At 34.4% G+C, this 18,783-nt stretch carries 17 protein-coding genes and 1 riboswitch; of the genes, 15 read left to right on the top strand and 2 right to left on the bottom strand.

The genetic code is table 11. The features are described 5' to 3' along the window. Positions 1–105 precede the first annotated feature (105 nt). Positions 106–3,333, bottom strand: a complete 3,228-nt coding sequence (locus A0O34_RS12415) for a S8/S53 family peptidase (protein WP_066755059.1) — start codon at positions 3,331–3,333, stop codon at positions 106–108. Positions 3,334–3,454: 121 nt separating this feature from the next. On the opposite strand from A0O34_RS12415, the gene A0O34_RS12410 reads away from it, so the two are divergent. Then, a complete protein-coding gene (locus A0O34_RS12410) occupies positions 3,455–4,033 on the top strand; it encodes a HupE/UreJ family protein (protein WP_066755057.1) in 579 nt (192 codons plus the stop codon). Here A0O34_RS12410 and A0O34_RS12405 read toward each other — a convergent pair. Next, positions 4,013–5,347: an MFS transporter gene (locus tag A0O34_RS12405; RefSeq protein WP_228394288.1), complete on the bottom strand. Its 1,335-nt coding sequence runs from the start codon at positions 5,345–5,347 to the stop codon at positions 4,013–4,015. The genes A0O34_RS12410 and A0O34_RS12405 overlap by 21 nt on opposite strands. Before the next feature lie 137 nt (positions 5,348–5,484). Here A0O34_RS12405 and A0O34_RS12400 point away from each other — a divergent pair, with 137 nt between their 5' ends. The 14 genes from A0O34_RS12400 to A0O34_RS12335 all read left to right on the top strand — a co-directional run bounded on the left by A0O34_RS12400 (position 5,485) and on the right by A0O34_RS12335 (position 18,605). Then, positions 5,485–5,856 carry a winged helix-turn-helix transcriptional regulator gene (locus A0O34_RS12400; protein ID WP_066755053.1) on the top strand — a complete coding sequence of 124 codons (372 nt, stop codon included), beginning with the start codon at positions 5,485–5,487 and terminating at the stop codon, positions 5,854–5,856. A gap of 15 nt (positions 5,857–5,871) precedes the next feature. Beyond that, entirely contained in the window at positions 5,872–8,250 is a 2,379-nt protein-coding gene (locus tag A0O34_RS12395) for a M1 family metallopeptidase (RefSeq protein ID WP_066755047.1), read from the top strand. Between the two features lie 154 nt (positions 8,251–8,404). Continuing rightward, a complete protein-coding gene (locus tag A0O34_RS12390) occupies positions 8,405–8,683 on the top strand; it encodes a co-chaperone GroES (protein WP_066755045.1) in 279 nt (92 codons plus the stop codon). Between the two features lie 80 nt (positions 8,684–8,763). After that, the gene (gene groL / locus A0O34_RS12385; protein ID WP_054511663.1) at positions 8,764–10,389 is read left to right on the top strand and encodes a chaperonin GroEL; all 1,626 of its coding nucleotides are present in this window, start codon (positions 8,764–8,766) and stop codon (positions 10,387–10,389) included. 164 nt (positions 10,390–10,553) lie between these two features. Further along, positions 10,554–11,732: a hypothetical protein gene (locus tag A0O34_RS12380; RefSeq protein ID WP_066755043.1), complete on the top strand. Its 1,179-nt coding sequence runs from the start codon at positions 10,554–10,556 to the stop codon at positions 11,730–11,732. A 138-nt stretch (positions 11,733–11,870) separates the two neighbouring features. Beyond that, positions 11,871–12,461, top strand: coding sequence for a hypothetical protein (locus A0O34_RS12375; protein WP_157886011.1), 591 nt, complete (start codon positions 11,871–11,873; stop codon positions 12,459–12,461). A gap of 2 nt (positions 12,462–12,463) precedes the next feature. Then, the gene (gene arr / locus A0O34_RS12370) at positions 12,464–12,868 is read left to right on the top strand and encodes an NAD(+)--rifampin ADP-ribosyltransferase (RefSeq protein WP_066755039.1); all 405 of its coding nucleotides are present in this window, start codon (positions 12,464–12,466) and stop codon (positions 12,866–12,868) included. 44 nt (positions 12,869–12,912) lie between these two features. Beyond that, positions 12,913–13,434: a GNAT family N-acetyltransferase gene (locus tag A0O34_RS12365; RefSeq protein WP_066755038.1), complete on the top strand. Its 522-nt coding sequence runs from the start codon at positions 12,913–12,915 to the stop codon at positions 13,432–13,434. Between the two features lie 132 nt (positions 13,435–13,566). Continuing rightward, a complete protein-coding gene (locus tag A0O34_RS12360) occupies positions 13,567–14,235 on the top strand; it encodes a DUF4272 domain-containing protein (protein ID WP_066755036.1) in 669 nt (222 codons plus the stop codon). 12 nt (positions 14,236–14,247) lie between these two features. Beyond that, positions 14,248–15,003 (top strand): SMI1/KNR4 family protein, encoded by a 756-nt coding sequence (locus A0O34_RS12355; protein ID WP_066755034.1) that lies wholly within the window; start codon positions 14,248–14,250, stop codon positions 15,001–15,003. A gap of 2 nt (positions 15,004–15,005) precedes the next feature. Beyond that, entirely contained in the window at positions 15,006–15,446 is a 441-nt protein-coding gene (locus tag A0O34_RS12350; protein ID WP_066755033.1) for a DUF1801 domain-containing protein, read from the top strand. A 138-nt stretch (positions 15,447–15,584) separates the two neighbouring features. Beyond that, positions 15,585–15,710: riboswitch (FMN riboswitch) on the top strand. 90 nt (positions 15,711–15,800) lie between these two features. Next, on the top strand, positions 15,801–16,451 hold the full coding sequence (gene ribB / locus A0O34_RS12345; RefSeq protein ID WP_066755031.1) for a 3,4-dihydroxy-2-butanone-4-phosphate synthase: 651 nt from the start codon (positions 15,801–15,803) through the stop codon (positions 16,449–16,451). A 145-nt stretch (positions 16,452–16,596) separates the two neighbouring features. Beyond that, complete coding sequence (locus A0O34_RS12340) at positions 16,597–17,595, top strand: T9SS type A sorting domain-containing protein (protein WP_066755029.1); 999 nt, start codon at positions 16,597–16,599, stop codon at positions 17,593–17,595. Between the two features lie 257 nt (positions 17,596–17,852). Further along, a complete protein-coding gene (locus A0O34_RS12335; protein ID WP_066755027.1) occupies positions 17,853–18,605 on the top strand; it encodes a DUF3575 domain-containing protein in 753 nt (250 codons plus the stop codon). The last annotated feature ends 178 nt before the right edge of the window (positions 18,606–18,783 follow it).

Raw genomic sequence — 18,783 nt, 5'->3', positions numbered from 1 at the left:
CAAAAAATTAAGCTTCAAAAACATTGATATGAAATTATTAAACAAATATAAAAAAAAGTGACAGTTATTAGCTGCCACTCTTTAATTGTAAAAATTATTGTGAGATTATTCTTTAATAATTTTTTTCACTACTTTAGAATTATTGTCTAACGTAATTGTGAATACGTATGTTCCGCTTACAAGATCAGAAACATTGATTTTATTCGCAGTAGAGCTAATATCTACATTTCTCACAAACTTACCGGAAGCATCGTGTATTGTAACCGCAGCTTTAGAAGCTTTACCTAAAGTTACATTTACAAAGTTCTTCGCAGGGTTAGGATATACATTAACATCAGCATTGTCTTTGGTATCATTCACTCCTAAAGTTACAGAGTTTGTTTTTACAAAGTAACCTCCGAATCCTGTTGTCTGGAAGCTAACTTCCCAATATTGATAGGTTTCATTCCAAACAATATCAGCAACATTTACAGCAACTGGAGTTGCAGCACTTCCGAAAGAAGCTATTGTTCCTGTATTACTTGCACTTGTTCCTGTATATTTTTCAACAATAAGATTAGCTTTGTTGGCATTATCTGTAATTGAAGTTGGCAATTTAACCGCATTTAAAAGGTTATAAGCATCAAATTCTGATTGTTTGAAATACAATGTTACTTTTCCAGTTGCCGTTGTGGCATTTGTTTCAGGATTCATTTCAAATCTTCTTGAAACATAGTTCGGCTGAGCATTATCAACCCAAACTTTAGAAGTAACATTTCCTGTTATGGTGCTTGCCGTTTCTTTTTCTACTCTTGAAATCAACTGACAGTTATTCACAAAATAATTATATCCCGTTGCAACCGGAGCCAGTTTAGTTTGATTTGCTGTTGCTAAAGCTTTAACCTCAGCTACATTTTCATAAACCGTTGCTCTCATTTTAAGATCGAATGTTCTTGCCGTCCAAGTTGTTCCGTCTGTAGATGTTTTTGATCTGTTATTTACTACAACAGATTCGTTTTTCATAGAAATTCTTCCGCTCAATCCGTTAATAACGATATAGAAATCTTTTCCTGTAACGGTTTGAATATTTAAATCTGATAAATTAACATAGTTCCAAGTAAATCTCTGGATATCATTTACCCAAGAAGAAACTGTTTTAGTAGCAATAATATCGCCCGGATTTCCGTTGGCATCCACTTTTCTCACCTGAATATCAACTGCCATATCACTAGGAATTGCAGAAGTTCCCGTAAGGAATGAGAAACCTCCCAATTTGCCCGTTAATGTTGGCGTATAACGAACCGCTAAAGCCGTGTTATCAAAGAAGTTATTATTTTCAGCATTTGCTAAAATGTATGGTTCATCGTAAGTAACTGTTTCAAAATTTGATTTTACACAGTTTAACTCATCTGTAACTGCTTTATAAATATCAAGTTTACCAAAACCCCATCTTGGATTTGGTACAGCACCTGTTGCACCGTCTTGTCTTGCATTAAGAGTCAATCTGCTTTTTACTGCAGCTGCTGTTAAAGTAGGATTTGCCTGAAGCAACAAAGCTACCGCTCCTGCAACTCCCGGTGAAGACATACTCGTTCCTTGATTTTTTACGTAATAGGTAGTCCCATTAATGATATCTGTTGCTGCCGGAGCAGAATTACTAGATCTTGCAGAGATCACATGTTGTCCTGAACCTGTTATTTCCGGCTTTTGGAAACCGTCAACTCTAGGTCCCTCAGAACTAAATGATGAAATTGATTCCTGTGGAGTAAGAACATAATAACCTCCAGCCGCAGTATACCAACTCGCTCTTCCCATATAAGAAGCTACAGTAATAGCACTTGAGGCATTCCCTGGTGAACCTACAATATACTGATTGTTTCCATCCGTCAAGGTAGTCGCTACACCTTGGCTATACAGCCAGCCATGTGTTGTTATCTGCTGAGTTCCGTTATTTGTGATTTCTAAAGTATAGGTACCTTGGGCATTTGTAGTTCCGCTTGGTCTGCTGACGACCAACTGTACATATCTTTTATTATTGTCCGTACTCCAATAATTATACATTGTAGCTGTTAATCCGCCTCCTAAAATATTAAAAGTATTTGTTGTTGTAATATTAGAAGTATACTGCTGACCATCCGGTGCAGTAAGCTTTGCTGTAACCGGAGAATCATCATTTGCATACATCAAAAATGAAAATATAGATGCTGCAGAAGTATTACTTGCTACTGTAAAAGTATAGTTTTGAGCTACATTAGGTGCAATATTTACGGTTTTATGGATATTTCCACCATAATCATTACCTGCAGAGATCACCACTACTCTACCCGGACCTGAAGCTGTAAAAGCATTTACTGCAACCTCATGACTTCCTGTTCCATCATGAGCAGAACCCTGTCCTCCTATACTCATATTAACAACAATGGGCTTGTTTAAAGCTGTTGCTACGTTTTTAAAATAAGTTAATGCATTAATGGTATTAGTCGTTGGAAAAGATCCGTTACCTCCTTTTACAAAAACAATATCTGCTCCGGGAGCAAAACCTTTATGTCTTTTATCGGCAAATGCAGATCCGTTTCCGGCAGCTGTTCCGGCAACGTGAGATCCGTGACCATTTGTATCATTTTCACGGACAAAATTGGCTGGTGAACCGTCTAATTCATCTTCAATTTGAGCTCTTGTGTATTCTACGCCTGTAGCAAAACCGGTTGGCGAAGTTTCCGTTCCTTGTGGTGTTAAGGTTTGATCCCAAATTGAATAAATTCTACTTTTCGTCTGATCTGTAGCTCCTCTGAAATCAGGATGTTTCCAATCGATACCTGTGTCGTACACTCCAACTAAAACTCCTGTTCCTACATATGAAGTATTATTAAAAGCTCCATCCTGCAAAAGACTTGCTCCGGATTGCGCTCGGCTAACATCATTATGAAGAATATCAAAAGTCGGAGCCATCACAGAAGTTACGTATGGAAGCTGAGTCAATTTTTCAATATCCTCTATGCCTACCAGTGCGGTCACGAAATTAGGAAGCTGACTTTGAACTAAAAATCCATCAGCTTTTAGTTTTTCCGGTGTTTTTGTATAAATAATACAAGAATACATGGTTTGCGCTCCTTTCGAAGTTACAACCAAGTGTTTATCAAGCTGCATTTCAGGACGGTCGAAATCTTTAATTTCAATTCCTCTTGATACTTTATCTTTGTTTTTCAACAAAATTTCAAATCGAGAGTCTAATTTTTGAACCTGACCAAACATTCCATAAGACGAAAGGCCAAGAAAAACAGCAGCTACATTTCTTAAAGTATTCTTTCCTGTAAAGGGAATATGTACTTTTGTAAATAATAGTTTTAAATCCATGTTGTGTAATTTTTTAACATTACAATTATACAATTTTTATTTATTTTACAGCTAATTAACAGACATTATTAAAATTAAAACATCTTATAATACCAAATAATTATTTAATTTATTACAATTTATGCAGGACTTTATATTTTATTTAAAATTAGGATGGGAACACATTATTTCTCTGGATGCTCTCGACCATCAGCTTTTTGTTTTAGCCTTAATAGCAATTTATTCTTATAATGATTGGAAGAAAATTCTGATCTTGGTAACTGCATTTACAATTGGCCACTCCATTACGTTGGCTTTAAGTATTTTAGACATTGTAAGAGTTTCTTCAAATTGGGTAGAGTTTTTGATTCCGGTGACGATCGTTCTGACTTCATTAGGTAATATTTTAATGAAAAATAAAAAGAACGGTTTAATGAAATTGAATTATTATTTAGCCTTAATTTTCGGATTAATCCACGGGATGGGTTTTGCGAATACAGCACGAATAATGATCGCGAAAAGTCAAAGTATTTTTTTTCCGCTTTTGGGTTTCAATATTGGTTTGGAATTGGGACAGATCGTGATTGTTTTTGCTATACTAATCATATTATTTATTTCACTTAAAATATTCAAAATCAATAAAAAAGATTGGATTCTATTTGTCTCGTCCGGAGTATTTGCGCTCTCTTTAAAAATGGCTTTAGAAAGAATTCCTTTTTAATTTAAACTCTGAAATCAAAAATATACTTATAGTTATCAATAGTAAAAAGATCATGGCATATATTGCCATTAAATATCCATTCGTAAAGTTAAAGTAAATACGTCCAACCAGGCTTACCCCAAACCCCACAGAAATTTGCTGTATCGTCAAATAAACTCCCGTGGCAATTGACGTTATAGAAACCGGTAATTTTCGCATTGCATTGGTGAACATTGAGGGCAAAACAATTCCGCAGCCAATGCCATAAAAAAACAAAACAACAGTCGTTGCCTGTAAATTGATAGTGGATGTGCCAATGGTATAAATGTGCCCGATAAGTCCTACAACCATTATAACTAAACCGAAAATAATAAATTTTTCTTGATATTTATTTAAAAATCTCACAGATAAAAGTGATGCGATAACATATCCAACACCTTGACAGGCAAACAATAATCCAGTTTTCGTAGAGCTCAAATGATGCTGTTCTTCAAGAAAATTGGCATTGACAAAAAAGTAAGAATCCTGAACTAAATAATAAGTAACCGCTGCCAAAAGTGCTATTTTAAAACTCGGATAGAAAAAAGGCTGCATATTGATAAGAACTTCTTTTCCTTGTTTAAATTTACTTTTTTGATGAAAAATAAAAATGATAAAGCCAATTACAGATAAAAGCATTAATAAAATATTACTTCCACTCCATCCTTCTTCCCCACCGGCAACAATCTCGTACATCAGAATTATTAACAAAATTATTAAGATGATCTGGGGAAGCATCTGTATTGATTCTTTGGTCTTTATTTCAACTTCTTTTAAATATTTTTTCGCCAAAATAATCACTAAAAATGCAAGCGGAATATTAATAAAGAAAACAAGTCGCCACGCATCAAAACTAAAGTTGAGATCCGGAATGATGCCGCCCAACACCTGCCCAAACACCGAAGCTATACCCGCAATTGCACCATAAATTCCAAGCGCTTTTACCCTCTCTTCTTCAACTTCAAAAACGCTGGATATTAAAGCTACCCCTTGCGGAACCATAAAAGCCGCCGAAATGCCCTGAAAAAGTCTGCTCATATTCAGTTCGATCGCTGAAGTCGAGATTCCGCATAAAAATGAGAACACCATAAAACTAAACATGGAAGCTATAAAGGTCTTTTTATGACCAAATTTATTTCCAATTTTACTTCCGGTAATCAAAAAAGCACCATATCCTATAATGTAGAAAACAATAATAAACTGTGCCTCGGCAGAATTGGCCTGTAAAGAATTTCTTATCGACGGTATTGCAATATTTACAATAAAAAGATCTAAAACACATAAAAAAATTGACATTGAGATCACTATTAAACTCAACCATTTGTTAAACTCTCGAAAATTCCTCATATTTATTGATAAAATTTTAACTTTACCACTTCAAAAGTAACAACATCCATCCCTGCTGCCAAGTAGGTAAAAAAAACATACTCAGTATGAATTTTAGTACTAATTCTGATAATGAAATCGTTAGCTGCACAGAAAATTTTCTGTTTTTAGCAAATAACTGCTACGCAGAACATGCTTTGAAGCTAATTAATGGAAAATGGAAGATCTCGCTGATCAAAATCATTGCAAATGACTGCCCGAAAAGATTCGGAGTTTTGAAACGAGAATTAGACAATCTAGCACAAGGAACTTTAAGTACAATTTTAAAAGAAATGGAAAATGACGGCATTGTCCTGCGAATTGCCTATGCCGAAATACCGCCAAGAGTGGAATACAAATTAACAGAAAAGGGCATTGCCTTATTACCTATTATAAAATCAATGGAAGACTGGTGGTTAGCCTTTCCTAAAAATAATTAATAAACATTAGTAGCTATGAAATTTAATATCCTTTTTATACTCTCTTTTTGTAGCGTGGGTATTGTTGCACAAAACATTCAAAATAACCCTGGAAGCAACCACGGAAACAGATTTGAGCAATTAGGTACAATTCTTCCTACTCCCAATATTTACAGAACAGCTTCCGGAGCTCCGGGACACGGATATTGGCAAAACAGAGCCGATTACAACATCACAGCATATCTTGATGAAGATAAAAGAAATTTAAAAGGTTCCGAAACCATCACTTATTACAACAATTCTCCCGATGATTTGGATTACATTTGGTTACAACTAGATGAAAATCAACAGTCAACTGTAAAAAAAGCAGATTTCCAGTTTTCTTCTACCCTACCGCAATCAACAAATGATCAGCAATTAAAAGTTTCTGAACTTCCTGTAAAAGATAACGGATACGGAGTAAACCTTGAAAAAGTGACCAATGCATCAGGAAACCCTTTAAAATATACAATAAATCAAACCATGATGCGTATTGATTTGCCTAAAACTTTAAAAAAAGGAGAACAGCTTGTTTTTAAAGTAGATTGGAATTATAATATTCCAAACCGTATGAAAATGGGCGGTCGTGGCGGTTATGAAAACTTCGCGGAAGACGGAAATGATCTTTACACGATGACACAATGGTATCCGAGAATGTGCGTTTACAGCGATTTTCACGGATGGCAAAACCATCAATTCACAGGAAGAGGTGAATTTGCTTTAGTTTTCGGAAATTTTAAAGTTTCAATGAACGTTCCTGCTGATCACATTGTAGGCGGAACAGGAGAATGTAAAAACTACGATCAGGTGTTGACATCAGATCAATTAGGAAGATACAGAAAAGCAGAAAGCGCAAACGAACCAATAGAAATCGTGACGTTGGATGAAGCTAAAAAAGCAGAAAAAAATCATTCAAAACAAAGAAAAACATGGAATTTTGAAGCAAATGATGTAAGAGATTTCGCTTGGACTACCTCAAGAAAATTCGTTTGGGACGGGATGCGTGTAATAATTCCTGAAAACAATAATAAAGTAATGGCGATGAGTTTCTATCCGAAAGAAGCTTATGCTTTATACAGAAAATATTCAACGAAAGCGGTTGCGCATACCATTAAAACATACTCAGAATTTACAATTCCTTATCCGTATCCTGTTGCACAATCTGTGGAAGCTGCCAACGGAATGGAATATCCGATGATCTGCTTCAACTTCGGAAGAACAGAAAAAGATGGAACCTATTCTGAGGGTACAAAAAATGGAATGATCGGAGTAGTAATTCACGAAGTTGGTCACAATTTCTTTCCAATGATCATTAATTCAGACGAAAGACAATGGAGCTGGATGGATGAGGGATTGAATACTTTTACCGAATATTTAACGGAAGAAAAATGGGATAATAAATTTCCTTCAAAACGTGGTCCGGCTTGGACAATCGTAGATTATATGAAACTTCCGAAAGATCAGTTGGAACCTATTATGAGTAATTCTGAAAATATTATTCAGTTTGGCCCAAATGCTTATTCAAAACCTGCAACAGGATTGAATATTCTTCGTGAAACCATTATGGGTAGAGAACTTTTCGACAAAGCTTATAAAACATATGCTAAAAGATGGGCTTTCAAACATCCTGAGCCTGCAGATTTTTTCAGAACAATGGAAGATGCAAGCGGTGAAGATCTGGATTGGTTCTGGAGAGGCTGGTTTTACGGAACAGATCCTGTAGACATCGCCATAGATAAAGTGACTATTGCAACTCCAGATTTAGATGCAATTCCAATGGCAAAAGAAGAAACTTATACGGTTGATAAGCCTTTACAAAACGAATTTCAGGATATTTCAAAAATCAGAAATAAAGAAGATAAAAATATCACTTTTGATGTAGAAAAAGATAAAAGTCTTCAGGATTTCTACTATCGTTATGACAGAGGTCAGGAAAAAGTAGATAACAGCAAAACCTACACTTTAAAGAAAGATGAAAATGCAGCTTTAGATTCTAAAGACAAGGATAAATTTAAAAATATCACAGCATATCAAATCGATTTTGTAAACAAGGGCGGATTGGTAATGCCTGTTATTCTTGAATTTACATTTGAAGACGGCACAAAACTTTACGATAAATCTTCGGCTCAAATTTGGAGACAGAATGAAAAGAAAATTTCGAAGACATTCTATTTTGATAAAAAATTAAAATCAATTCAGCTTGATCCGATGAGAGAAACGGCGGATATTGATACTTCAAATAATTTATGGAGTAATGACGGAAGTTCTACGACAAGCTCAAAATTCCAATTATTTAAACAAAAACAAGACGGCCCGGTAAGAGGAGGTTCAAACGGAAAAGTAAATCCAATGCAGGCCGCCGGAAAGAAAAGCTAAAAATAATTTTCAAAAAAGTATTCAGACTCTGGATACTTTTTTTTCTGCCAAAATTTCACATCGCGGAATAAAAGTCTGCCAAAAATTTCGTTTCAGATGCTTGGCACGTATTTAGAGAATTATAACACAGAAATAATTAAAAATTAAACATATTATGTCAGTAAACTTTAAACCATTAGCAGATAGAGTTTTGATCGAGCCGATCGCTGCAGAAACTAAAACAGCTTCAGGTATTATTATTCCAGACACCGCAAAAGAAAAACCACAAGAAGGTACAGTAGTAGCAGTAGGTCCAGGGAAAAAAGATGAGCCTACAACTGTTCAAGTAGGTGACAAAGTTCTTTATGGAAAATATTCAGGTTCTGAATTAAAATTAGACGGAAAAGATTACTTAATCGTAAAAGAAGGAGATTTATTGGGTGTTATCGGATAATATTCCTGATTTAACTGAATAAAAAATTAATTTAAAAATAATGCTTGACGTCGATTCTGACGTCCAAAAATCTGAATAAAATGGCAAAAGAAATAAAATTCGATATTGAATCAAGAGACGCTTTAAAAAGAGGGGTTGATGCATTGGCTAATGCAGTAAAAGTAACGTTAGGACCAAAAGGAAGAAACGTTGTTATTGAAAAATCTTTCGGTGCACCTCACGTAACTAAAGACGGTGTGTCTGTTGCAAAAGAGATCGAACTTGAAGACAGAGTAGAAAATATGGGAGCGCAAATGGTAAAAGAAGTTGCTTCCAAAACTAATGATATCGCAGGAGATGGTACTACTACCGCTACTGTTTTAGCACAGGCTATCGTAAGAGAAGGTCTTAAGAATGTAGCTGCTGGTGCAAACCCAATGGACTTAAAAAGAGGAATCGACAAAGCAGTAACTGCTGTTGTTGCTAACCTTAAAGAACAGTCTAAGCAAGTTGGTGATTCTACAGAAATGGTGAAGCAAGTAGCTTCTGTTTCTGCTAACAATGACGAAACAATCGGATCTTTGATCGCTGAAGCTTTCGGAAAAGTTGGTAAAGAAGGAGTTATCACTGTAGAAGAAGCTAAAGGTATCGATACAACAGTAGACGTTGTAGAAGGTATGCAGTTTGACAGAGGTTACCAGTCGCCATATTTCGTGACTAACCCTGAAAAAATGCTAGTTGAACTAGAAAACCCTTACATTCTTTTAGTTGAGAAAAAAATCTCTTCAATGAAAGAATTACTTCCGGTTCTTGAACCAATCGCACAAAGCGGAAAATCTTTATTAATTATTTCTGAAGAAGTTGAAGGTGAAGCTTTGGCAACTTTAGTAGTAAACAAATTAAGAGGTTCTCTTAAAATTGCTGCTGTAAAGGCTCCAGGATTCGGAGACAGAAGAAAAGCAATGTTGGAAGATATCGCTATCTTAACAGGTGGACAGGTTATTTCTGAAGAGCAAGGTTTCACAATGGAAAACGTATCTCTAGATATGTTGGGAACTGCTGAGAAAGTATCTATCGATAAAGACAATACAACTGTTGTAAACGGTGGTGGTGACGAAAGCAAGATCAAAGGTAGAGTAAGCCAGATCAAAGCTCAAATGGAAACTACAACTTCTGACTACGACAGAGAAAAACTACAGGAGAGATTGGCTAAATTAGCTGGTGGTGTTGCCGTACTTTACGTAGGTGCAGCTTCTGAAGTTGAAATGAAAGAGAAAAAAGACAGAGTTGACGATGCATTGAATGCTACGAGAGCAGCAGTTGAAGAAGGTATCGTTGCAGGTGGTGGTGTTGCTTTTGTAAGAGCAATCTCTGCTTTAGAAAATCTTCAAGGTATTAATGCTGACGAAACTACTGGAATCAAAATCGTAAAAAGAGCGATCGAAGAGCCATTAAGACAAATTGTTGCTAACGCAGGAGGTGAAGGTTCTGTAATCGTTGCTAAAGTTGCTGAAGGCAGCGGAGACTTCGGATACAATGCTAAAACTGACGAGTATGTAAACATGCTTGAAGCAGGAATCATTGACCCAACTAAAGTAACAAGAGTTGCCCTTGAAAATGCAGCTTCTGTTTCTGGAATGTTGTTAACAACTGAATGTGTAATCACGGAAGTGAAAAGCGCAGAACCTGCTATGCCAATGGGAGGTGGAATGCCGGGAATGATGTAACGGTCAGCGACCGAGGCAAATATAAATTAAACCGTTCTGCTTTTTGTGGGGCGGTTTTTATTTAAAAAAAGTTTAAAAGCACCCCAAAACAAAGGAAAATACATTATTTTTAAAGTCGTATAATTTGTAAATTAAACCTACAATAAATAAAAACTAGTAATGAAATGACATTAAATTTTCCATTCAGAAATATTACAATAAATGAATTATGGGATTTTTTTCAAAAATCAAAAGTTCAAGAGCATTCTGAGATTATAAAAAATCCAAATTCTTGGAAAAAGGAATATTTTGATAATTCAATCGAAATTTGGAAAGAAGGATTGGTAAGTTTTGAAAATGAAATTCTTCAAGTTATAAATACAACAAATCAATCTACTATAGACGAATACTTCAAGCAACTTTATGATCTTGTAGTAAATCTTCATGGAAATTTATCAATAGATTATTTTAGAGAGCAAATATATAAATGGAATAATGAGATTTATGAAAAGTATGAGGAGCAAATAGATAAAGAAAGTGATTCATTTTTCAAAAATAAAACTATTGAAAGGAAACATTTGGAAGAGTATGAAGATTACGAACGTCCTCCTTTATTTTTACCTCTTCAATCATTTCTAAGTACAAATAAAAAAATAAGAAAAATTAACTATAATTATTATTGTGTTGAAAAGATACCTGAACTTATAGAAGTAAAAAACATTGAAGACTACTTTATTTTAGCTGATGATTTATTTCAAGTATTAATCAATATTGTTAAAAAATATTTCACTCCTTGGAAAAATGGAGAAATAATTTCAAAAGAAGAAAAGATAATTAAGTTAAAACCGGTAATTTTTTTAGAAGGCGAACATGACATTACTTATATTAATAAAGCTGCAGAATTATTAAATAAATCCGAACTATTAGATAAGATAGAATTAAGGCAAAGGGAAGGATTCAGGAACTTAGATAAACTTTGGAGTGAATTAAAGAAAGAAAGTTGGGAAACAATTCCACAAATAAAAATTTTTCTTTATGATTGTGATACTCAAAAAGAAAATGAAGATTTTGGGCATCACTATAAAAGAATAATACCGACATTAGCAAATGGTATTATTAAAAATGGAATTGAAAATTTATTTCCTAAAACTATTATTGATAAAGCTATTAAAGAAAAAAATGCATATGTAGATTTTAAAAACGAGTCTGGTATTACTAGAGGAGTAAAATATCAAAAAGAACATTGCGAAGTTAATAAGGATGAGAAAAAAAACTTTTGTGCTTGGGTATGTACTAATGCAACAAAAGAAGATTTCGAAAATTTCAAAGTGATTTTTGACATAATTGAGGATTTAATCGAATAATCCCCGCTCCGCAAAGTCTCCCGACTTTGCGACATCAAAAAATAATTTCATAAGCCCAAATTGAAATTTAATATACAAACCGTTCCAATTTCCAGAACGGTTTTCTTTATTTTTACATCTCAAAAAAGAAAAGAAAACATGAAGAAAATAGAAACGAAAATCGATGAAGCATTTAAAAATACCTTTCTACTTCCTAGAGAAAAAGTAGTAACAGATTTCTTAGTTGATGTTTTAAATTCAAAATATAAATTTAGAGAAGACGATCAAAAAATTGAAGTGATCAGCTTATATTATTATGCTTCAAGTCCTTTAAGCTTTTTATTTGCTTTGCCGAATTATGAATATTATTCTCCGGATAAAACGATTCAGATTGCAGAACTGCATTTGAAAGAGCATTCATTTGAAGATTATTCTTATATTGATGTTCAGGAATTATGCAAAAAAGTTTTGAATGAAAATAGTATCGATTATTCCGCCTATCTAGATGAAGACAACCAATTAGATTATGCTAATTATTGGGAAAATCAGTTCGGTTTGGAAAGCGATTTCTTAATGAACTGCTGGAGAAATGCAAAAGAAAAAACTCAGTCTAAAATGATCGGATTTTTGGAATCTTCCGACGCTGGAGGCGGATTGTTTGATCTGGATAATGGCTATGAAGTTCCTTTTGATGTTGACGTTGATGAATATCTTCAGTCTCAAGGTTTCACTATTAAAAAAGAAATTTAAAAATGAACACAACTCCCCCAACCTACTACCACGGCACAAGAGCAGATTTAAAAATCGGCGACCTTATCGAAGTCGGTTTCACTTCAAACTATGGAACGCAGAGAAAATCAAAATACATCTATCTTTCCGCAACACTGGAAGCAGCAACTTGGGGTGCAGAATTGGCTTTTGGAGACGGAAAAGAAAGAATTTACATCGTAGAACTAACAGGCTCAATTGAAGATGATCCTAATCTGACAGATAAAAAATTTCCAGGCAATCCTACAAAATCTTACCGTTCTCAACATCCTTTCAAAGTAGTTGGAGAAGTTGAAAAATGGCAAGGACATTCACCGGAGCAACTCAAAACAATGAAAGACCATCTTCAAAAATTAAGAGAACAGGGAATTGAAGCGATTGAAGATTAATTAAAATAAAAAACGACCCAGAAAACAGCATTAAATTGAAAGTCATGACATTACAAATAGATCAACTCAGCACAGAAAGGTTAATTCTAATTCCATTCACCATACAGATTTGTGAAAATTTGTTGAATAATGATTTCAGCGATTTATCCACTTTAGGTTTAAAAAAAGGAAAAAGCTGGCCCGATATTGATGTTATGGAAACCTTACCTAAAATTATCAATAATCTATTGCCAATCGGATCCCCAACAGGATTTGAGTCTTGGATGATTATTAAAAAACATACCCTCGAAATAATTGGAGACGCAGGGTTCAAAGGATTCAATATTGAAAGACAAAGCATTGACATCGGCTATGGAATTATTAAGGAAGAAAGGAGAAAAGGCTATGCAGAGGAAGCTGTAACAGAGCTTATCAAATGGGCATTTTCAACAGAAATTGTAAAGGAAATAACTGCCCGATGTGCATTAGAGAACCTCAGCTCGATTAATTTACTACGAAAATTACATTTTACAGAAACAAAACAGGATCAGGAAATGATACATTGGTCATTACAAAGGTCAATATGAAAAATTTATATCTAAGCTAATTCTTTTTTTTATTAACAGAACCCTACCATCATTTTAGAAAGTTTTAAGATATAATATTATCAAAATAATTTATACTTTTCGTAAGTTAGCCTTCCACTTTAAATCCATTATATGACAGATATTTTGAAGAATAAAGAAGAGCTTTCCAGAAAAGAAAAGAGTCAGGAAATTCTTAAAAAAGAAGGAATAAAAATTAATTTTAACCTCCCCCATATTGAATCGGAAGAAGAAACAACCCTTCGAACTTCTAAGGAGGTCGCCACAAGAGTTAGTATTCTTGCCATCACCAACTTAGTTGCGTTTGATAGTATAGATTCGGAAGAAGCCATCAGCTATCTTAAAGAGTGTAATCTTTGGGAATCCACAACATCTGATGAAAAAGATTTTTTACAAAATCCTACAGAAGATAAAAAATTTCAGGAAACCTGGAAGTGTGAATGTATTTGGGTTTTGCTTTGGGCGCTACAACTTGTGGACACACTACCTTTTCCGAATGAATTATGTGATTTAAATGATATTCCTCTTGAAAAATATCCAATCGGCGGGGAAAACGACCCTAATGATTTCATCAATTCCAACCATCAACTCCGTTCAAAAGCTGAAATATTAGACGCTAATGATCTTTATTACAGGTATCATTGGGCATGTGTTGACGCCCGATTAAACAATCTCGAGATGACACTCATAGATTCGGGAATTGTCTATGAAAGACAATATGCACTCAATTGGCTTATTAGTTATATGGGACAGGAATGGGATGATGTTTCTTGTGATACTTAATCTGTTTCAAATATGACTCAACAAGAAATTATTGAAAAATTCACTAGCCTTTCACAAGGAAAACTCGTTGCCGAGGAATGGATAGGCTGGTTTACAAAATATAAAGACAGTATCGAAAAAATATGCGGGAGAACGACTTTTCTTAAAGTAAAGCCTAAAGAAAGTTTTAGTGATATCAGAAATTTATACATCGGACAATTAGCAGCTTTTGACTGGTTAACATCAAAAGAAATAACTGTTGCTTTATCCGATCTTTATAAAAAAGGATGGGAAAAAGAATTTGATGATTTCTGTAAAGCAGAAAAACAAAAAGAAAAACAGCTTCAAAAGGAAGTCGAAAATAAATTCGGATATCTAAAGAATATTTATCCAAAATTTTTCAGACAATTAACTAAATCTTACAGTAATTCCGATGTTATTGAAGCAGGCGAAAAACAGGAAGCTATTCAAAATACAGAAAAAGAACTTTCTATACAACTCCCTGAAGATCTGGTAATATGGTATCAAAATGTATCAACTTTACAACTTGAAGGTATAGACATCGATTTTAAAGAATTAACCATCGAAACGATTCAGAAAAAACAATATTTAACCTTAGGTGAATTTTGGCTGTATGGCGATGGAGATCAATTGCTGTACAATTTAGAGAATCACAACATTTATATTTTTGCCCACGAAAATCAACCTCCTAAAGCTATAAAAATTGCAAATTCATTCACTGATTTTATTGAGAAAAAAATGGTAACTTATTTAAAAGAATATGAATAACCATGGCCAAAGCAAACAAAACCACCGAAACCACCGTCAACATAACAGATTTCATTAACTCATTTGTAGAAAAAGACGACAAGAAAGCAGATAGCTTTCAGTTAATTGAGCTTATGAGCAAATGGTCAGGATTTGAGCCTAAAATGTGGGGACCAACCATTATCGGATTTGGTAGCTATCATTATAAATACGCAAGCGGACATGAAGGCGACATGCCACTCATTGGCTTTTCGCCACGTAAAGCAGAATTTTCACTGTATGTTTATTCGCCAACCGAAGAAAGTAAGCATTTATTAGATGATTTTGGAAAATTTAAAATGGGTAAAGCCTGTATTTATGTCAAAAAATTGTCTGACATCAATATTGATACGTTAGAAAAAATGTGCAAAGCAACAATTGCCTATTTAAATGAAAATCATGAATGTGCTTGTAGAGAAAAATAAGTTCAAACATCATTTACAATAAATTTACAAACTCTTCCCTATTCCAAAAAACTTCCCGAAATTTGTAATCTGTGCGTTAAATAAAAAATTAATGAATTAAAGAACAATTACAACAAACATACAGTAAAACTTAGTATAAGTTTTCTTCGGGGCAGGGTGAAATTCCCTACCGGCGGTTACAGTCCGCGACTCCTTTTTAACGAAAGGACTGATTTGGTGAAATTCCAAAACCGACAGTTACAGTCTGGATGGGAGAAGAAAATGAAACAATCAATAAGACTATTCTTATAGGCTTATTGTGTTGTATTTCATTTCCATGTACCGAAGTGTATTTTAACTTAAAATTAAAATAACATGGAAAAATTATTAGAAAAATTCGGAGCAACTCCACAAGAACGTGTAAAAAATGCACTTCTAAAATTACAACAGGGAAAAGGCATCCTTTTAGTTGATGATGAAAACCGTGAAAATGAGGGCGACATCATCTTTCCCGCATCCACTATTACAGAAAAAGACATGGCACTTTTGATCCGCGAATGCAGCGGAATCGTCTGTTTATGCATTTCTGAGGAGAAAAGTAAACATCTTAACCTCCGTCCGATGGTGGAAAGCAACAATTCAAAAAATCAAACCGCATTTACGATCTCCATTGAAGCTAAAGAAGGCGTGGAATCGGGAGTTTCAGCAAAAGATCGTGTAACAACGATCAGAACAGCTGTTGCAGAATATGCAGTAGCCGATCATATTGCAAGTCCGGGGCACGTTTTTCCTTTAATTGCTAAAAAAGACGGTGTTTTCGAAAGACGCGGACACACAGAAGGAAGTGTAGATCTTGTAAAACTCGCCAATCTTGGTGATGATGCAGTACTTTGTGAACTCACCAACGAAGACGGAACAATGGCAAGACTTCCTGAAATTGTAGATTTTGCCATAAGAAAAGACATGACCGTCGTAACAATCGAAGATATTTATATGTATCGAAAAATGATTATCAGCCAGAATTAAAAAATCGTATTCAACGCACAGAAATGGCCGTCCAATTTTTATTGGACGGTTTTTGTTTTTAAGACTCTCATTAAAAATCCGTTATGATTAAATAAAATACATTTTGAAACACAGTTTTTAATTATCTTTAAAGAAAAATTTAACTATGAGAAAATCTGTACTTTTTTTGCTGATGGCTTCAGGGCTTTATACAGCGCAAACTACCATTACCAAAGCATTTAACGATCCTTTGACTGGCGAAACGGTAAGTTATTTATCCGTAACAGGAACGCCTAATAATTCTGCAACAGGAGCAAACACAACTTTTACCAATACTCAACTTACGGCTGGTGCAGCATCTTCAACTGTTTATTCGACTCCTTCTGCTGGTGAAATCACGACTTTTCCCGGTTCTACTTTGAAAATGGTAGGAAGCGGAACTACAGTTTACTACAAACAAACGGCTTCAAAACTGGAAATCACAGGATTGGTAACTACAGATGCTACTTTGAATCTGGCAACCAATAACGGAACATTTATTTCTTATCCTGCCGCATTTGGATATTCTGAGGTAGATCAGGCACAGGGAACATTCACATCGCCTTCTGCGAGCGGATTATGCAAAGGAACAATTAATATTTCTGCTGACGCATCGGGAACATTGCTTTTGGGACCCGCTACATTTAATAACGTATTGAGAACCAAATCTGTTCAGACTTTCAATCTTCACTTACCGAATGATACATCGTTTATATTTCCAATAGGATCTATTACCAATACTTCTTATGCATATTACGACAGCACTCACAAATTCCCGTTATTAACGACAATTGAAACTATTGTTAATGTTCCTGTAGCAGGAATTAATAACCAAACCTCAAACGCTGCTCAGGCTCTTAATTTACCAACATTATCAACAGGAGATTTTGTTGCTAAAAAAGAAAGTTTAAAAATTTATCCTAATCCAGCTCAAGATGCTATTGAATTGAAAGGAGCAGGAAATTTTTCAACAGCTAAAGTATACAGTTTAGATGGAAAATTAGTAAAAACGGCAGATCTTAAAGCCGGAAAAGTTCAGATTTCAGAATTACCGCCTGCTGCTTACTTTATTGAAGTTTCAGGAAAAGATTCTAAAGCTGAGACTGCGAAATTTATTAAGAAATAGAAATCAACACTCAATAAAACAAAATCCGTTCATTCATCTTGATGAGCGGATTTTTTTTGTTTTAATTTATCATTGATGATTTTAGAATTATATTTAAAAAGAAAACACTCAAAAGGTAAATTTTACTTCCATAATCAACATTTGTTTACTATTTTTAATCATAATTGAAAATTAAATTCACAGTTTATTGATTTCCTGCCCGTTTTTTGCTTTCGTATCAATACCAATCACTTAATGTTTAATGAAAATTTAAAATCATGAAAAAATATTTCATTATAATTCTTCCCTTGTTGTTCTCAGAATTCAACGCACAGGAAACCAGCAGCGAACCTCTGGAAAAAATGAACATCATTAAAACCAATGTTACAGGATATGTATTCAGAAACATTAATTTGTCTTATGAAAGATCGATAAATCAATGGTTTTCAATGAATGTAAGCTTTGGAACGATGCCGGAAGGTAAGGTTCCTTTCATCAACTCATTTTTAAGTGACGAAGATGAAAAAAGATTTCAAAATCTTAGAGTAAAAGCAACAAATTTCACGGTAGAACCTCGTTTTTATCTTGGAAAAGGCTACGGAAAGGGCTTTTACATCGCACCTTATTACAGATATTCAAAGATAACTTCCAATACTTTCGATTTCTATTATGACTACAACGCGATCGATGGAAACACTTATCAAATCCCCTTAAAAGGTACAGGAAGCGCCAACGGAAACAGTGGCGGAGTAATGGTCGGCGTTCAGTTTCTTTTAACCAGAAGTCAAAATCTCGTTCTTGATTTCTGGATCGCTGGCGGACATTACGGAAGCGGAAAAGGTGACTTTACCATGACAAGCGACTACGTTCTGACTCCCGAAATGCAGGCTCAATTAAAAAAAGAAATTGAAGATCTGGACATTCCTTTTGTAGATTACACCGTTGAAACCAATGAAAAAGGAGCCCGAATAAAAATCGATGGGCCTTGGGCAGGTTTCAGAAGCGGACTTTCCCTCGGATATAGATTTTAAAAATTAGACTTGTTTAAATTTTAATTTTACCACAAAAGAAGCAAAAGTTTGTATTAAACACTTTAGAGCACTTAAGTTTTAGAAAGCTTATTACTTTGAAAATACAAAAGTTCACATAAGATGAAAATCTTTGATTTTCAAAAGAACTAAAGTGTTCTTCTATACATAATTCTATTAA

Origin of the sequence: Chryseobacterium glaciei (assembly GCF_001648155.1) — a bacterium.
GTDB classification, from domain to species: Bacteria; Bacteroidota; Bacteroidia; order Flavobacteriales; family Weeksellaceae; genus Chryseobacterium; species Chryseobacterium glaciei.
This window is presented reverse-complemented; position numbering and strand designations above follow the sequence as displayed.

Bases quoted from the DNA above. Each gene is read 5' to 3' on its own strand.
- groL (WP_054511663.1), top strand. From the start codon at position 8,764: ATGGCAAAAGAAATAAAATTCGATATTGAATCAAGAGACGCTTTAAAA.
- A0O34_RS12350 (WP_066755033.1), top strand. From the start codon at position 15,006: ATGGCCAAAGCAAACAAAACCACCGAAACCACCGTCAACATAACAGAT.
- A0O34_RS12400 (WP_066755053.1), top strand. From the start codon at position 5,485: ATGAATTTTAGTACTAATTCTGATAATGAAATCGTTAGCTGCACAGAA.
- A0O34_RS12395 (WP_066755047.1), top strand. From the start codon at position 5,872: ATGAAATTTAATATCCTTTTTATACTCTCTTTTTGTAGCGTGGGTATT.
- A0O34_RS12390 (WP_066755045.1), top strand. From the start codon at position 8,405: ATGTCAGTAAACTTTAAACCATTAGCAGATAGAGTTTTGATCGAGCCG.
- A0O34_RS12365 (WP_066755038.1), top strand. From the start codon at position 12,913: ATGACATTACAAATAGATCAACTCAGCACAGAAAGGTTAATTCTAATT.
- A0O34_RS12410 (WP_066755057.1), top strand. From the start codon at position 3,455: ATGCAGGACTTTATATTTTATTTAAAATTAGGATGGGAACACATTATT.
- A0O34_RS12360 (WP_066755036.1), top strand. From the start codon at position 13,567: ATGACAGATATTTTGAAGAATAAAGAAGAGCTTTCCAGAAAAGAAAAG.
- ribB (WP_066755031.1), top strand. From the start codon at position 15,801: ATGGAAAAATTATTAGAAAAATTCGGAGCAACTCCACAAGAACGTGTA.
- A0O34_RS12405 (WP_228394288.1), bottom strand. From the start codon at position 5,347: ATGTCAATTTTTTTATGTGTTTTAGATCTTTTTATTGTAAATATTGCA.
- A0O34_RS12415 (WP_066755059.1), bottom strand. From the start codon at position 3,333: ATGGATTTAAAACTATTATTTACAAAAGTACATATTCCCTTTACAGGA.
- A0O34_RS12335 (WP_066755027.1), top strand. From the start codon at position 17,853: ATGAAAAAATATTTCATTATAATTCTTCCCTTGTTGTTCTCAGAATTC.
- A0O34_RS12375 (WP_157886011.1), top strand. From the start codon at position 11,871: ATGAAGAAAATAGAAACGAAAATCGATGAAGCATTTAAAAATACCTTT.
- A0O34_RS12355 (WP_066755034.1), top strand. From the start codon at position 14,248: ATGACTCAACAAGAAATTATTGAAAAATTCACTAGCCTTTCACAAGGA.
- A0O34_RS12380 (WP_066755043.1), top strand. From the start codon at position 10,554: ATGACATTAAATTTTCCATTCAGAAATATTACAATAAATGAATTATGG.
- A0O34_RS12340 (WP_066755029.1), top strand. From the start codon at position 16,597: ATGAGAAAATCTGTACTTTTTTTGCTGATGGCTTCAGGGCTTTATACA.
- arr (WP_066755039.1), top strand. From the start codon at position 12,464: ATGAACACAACTCCCCCAACCTACTACCACGGCACAAGAGCAGATTTA.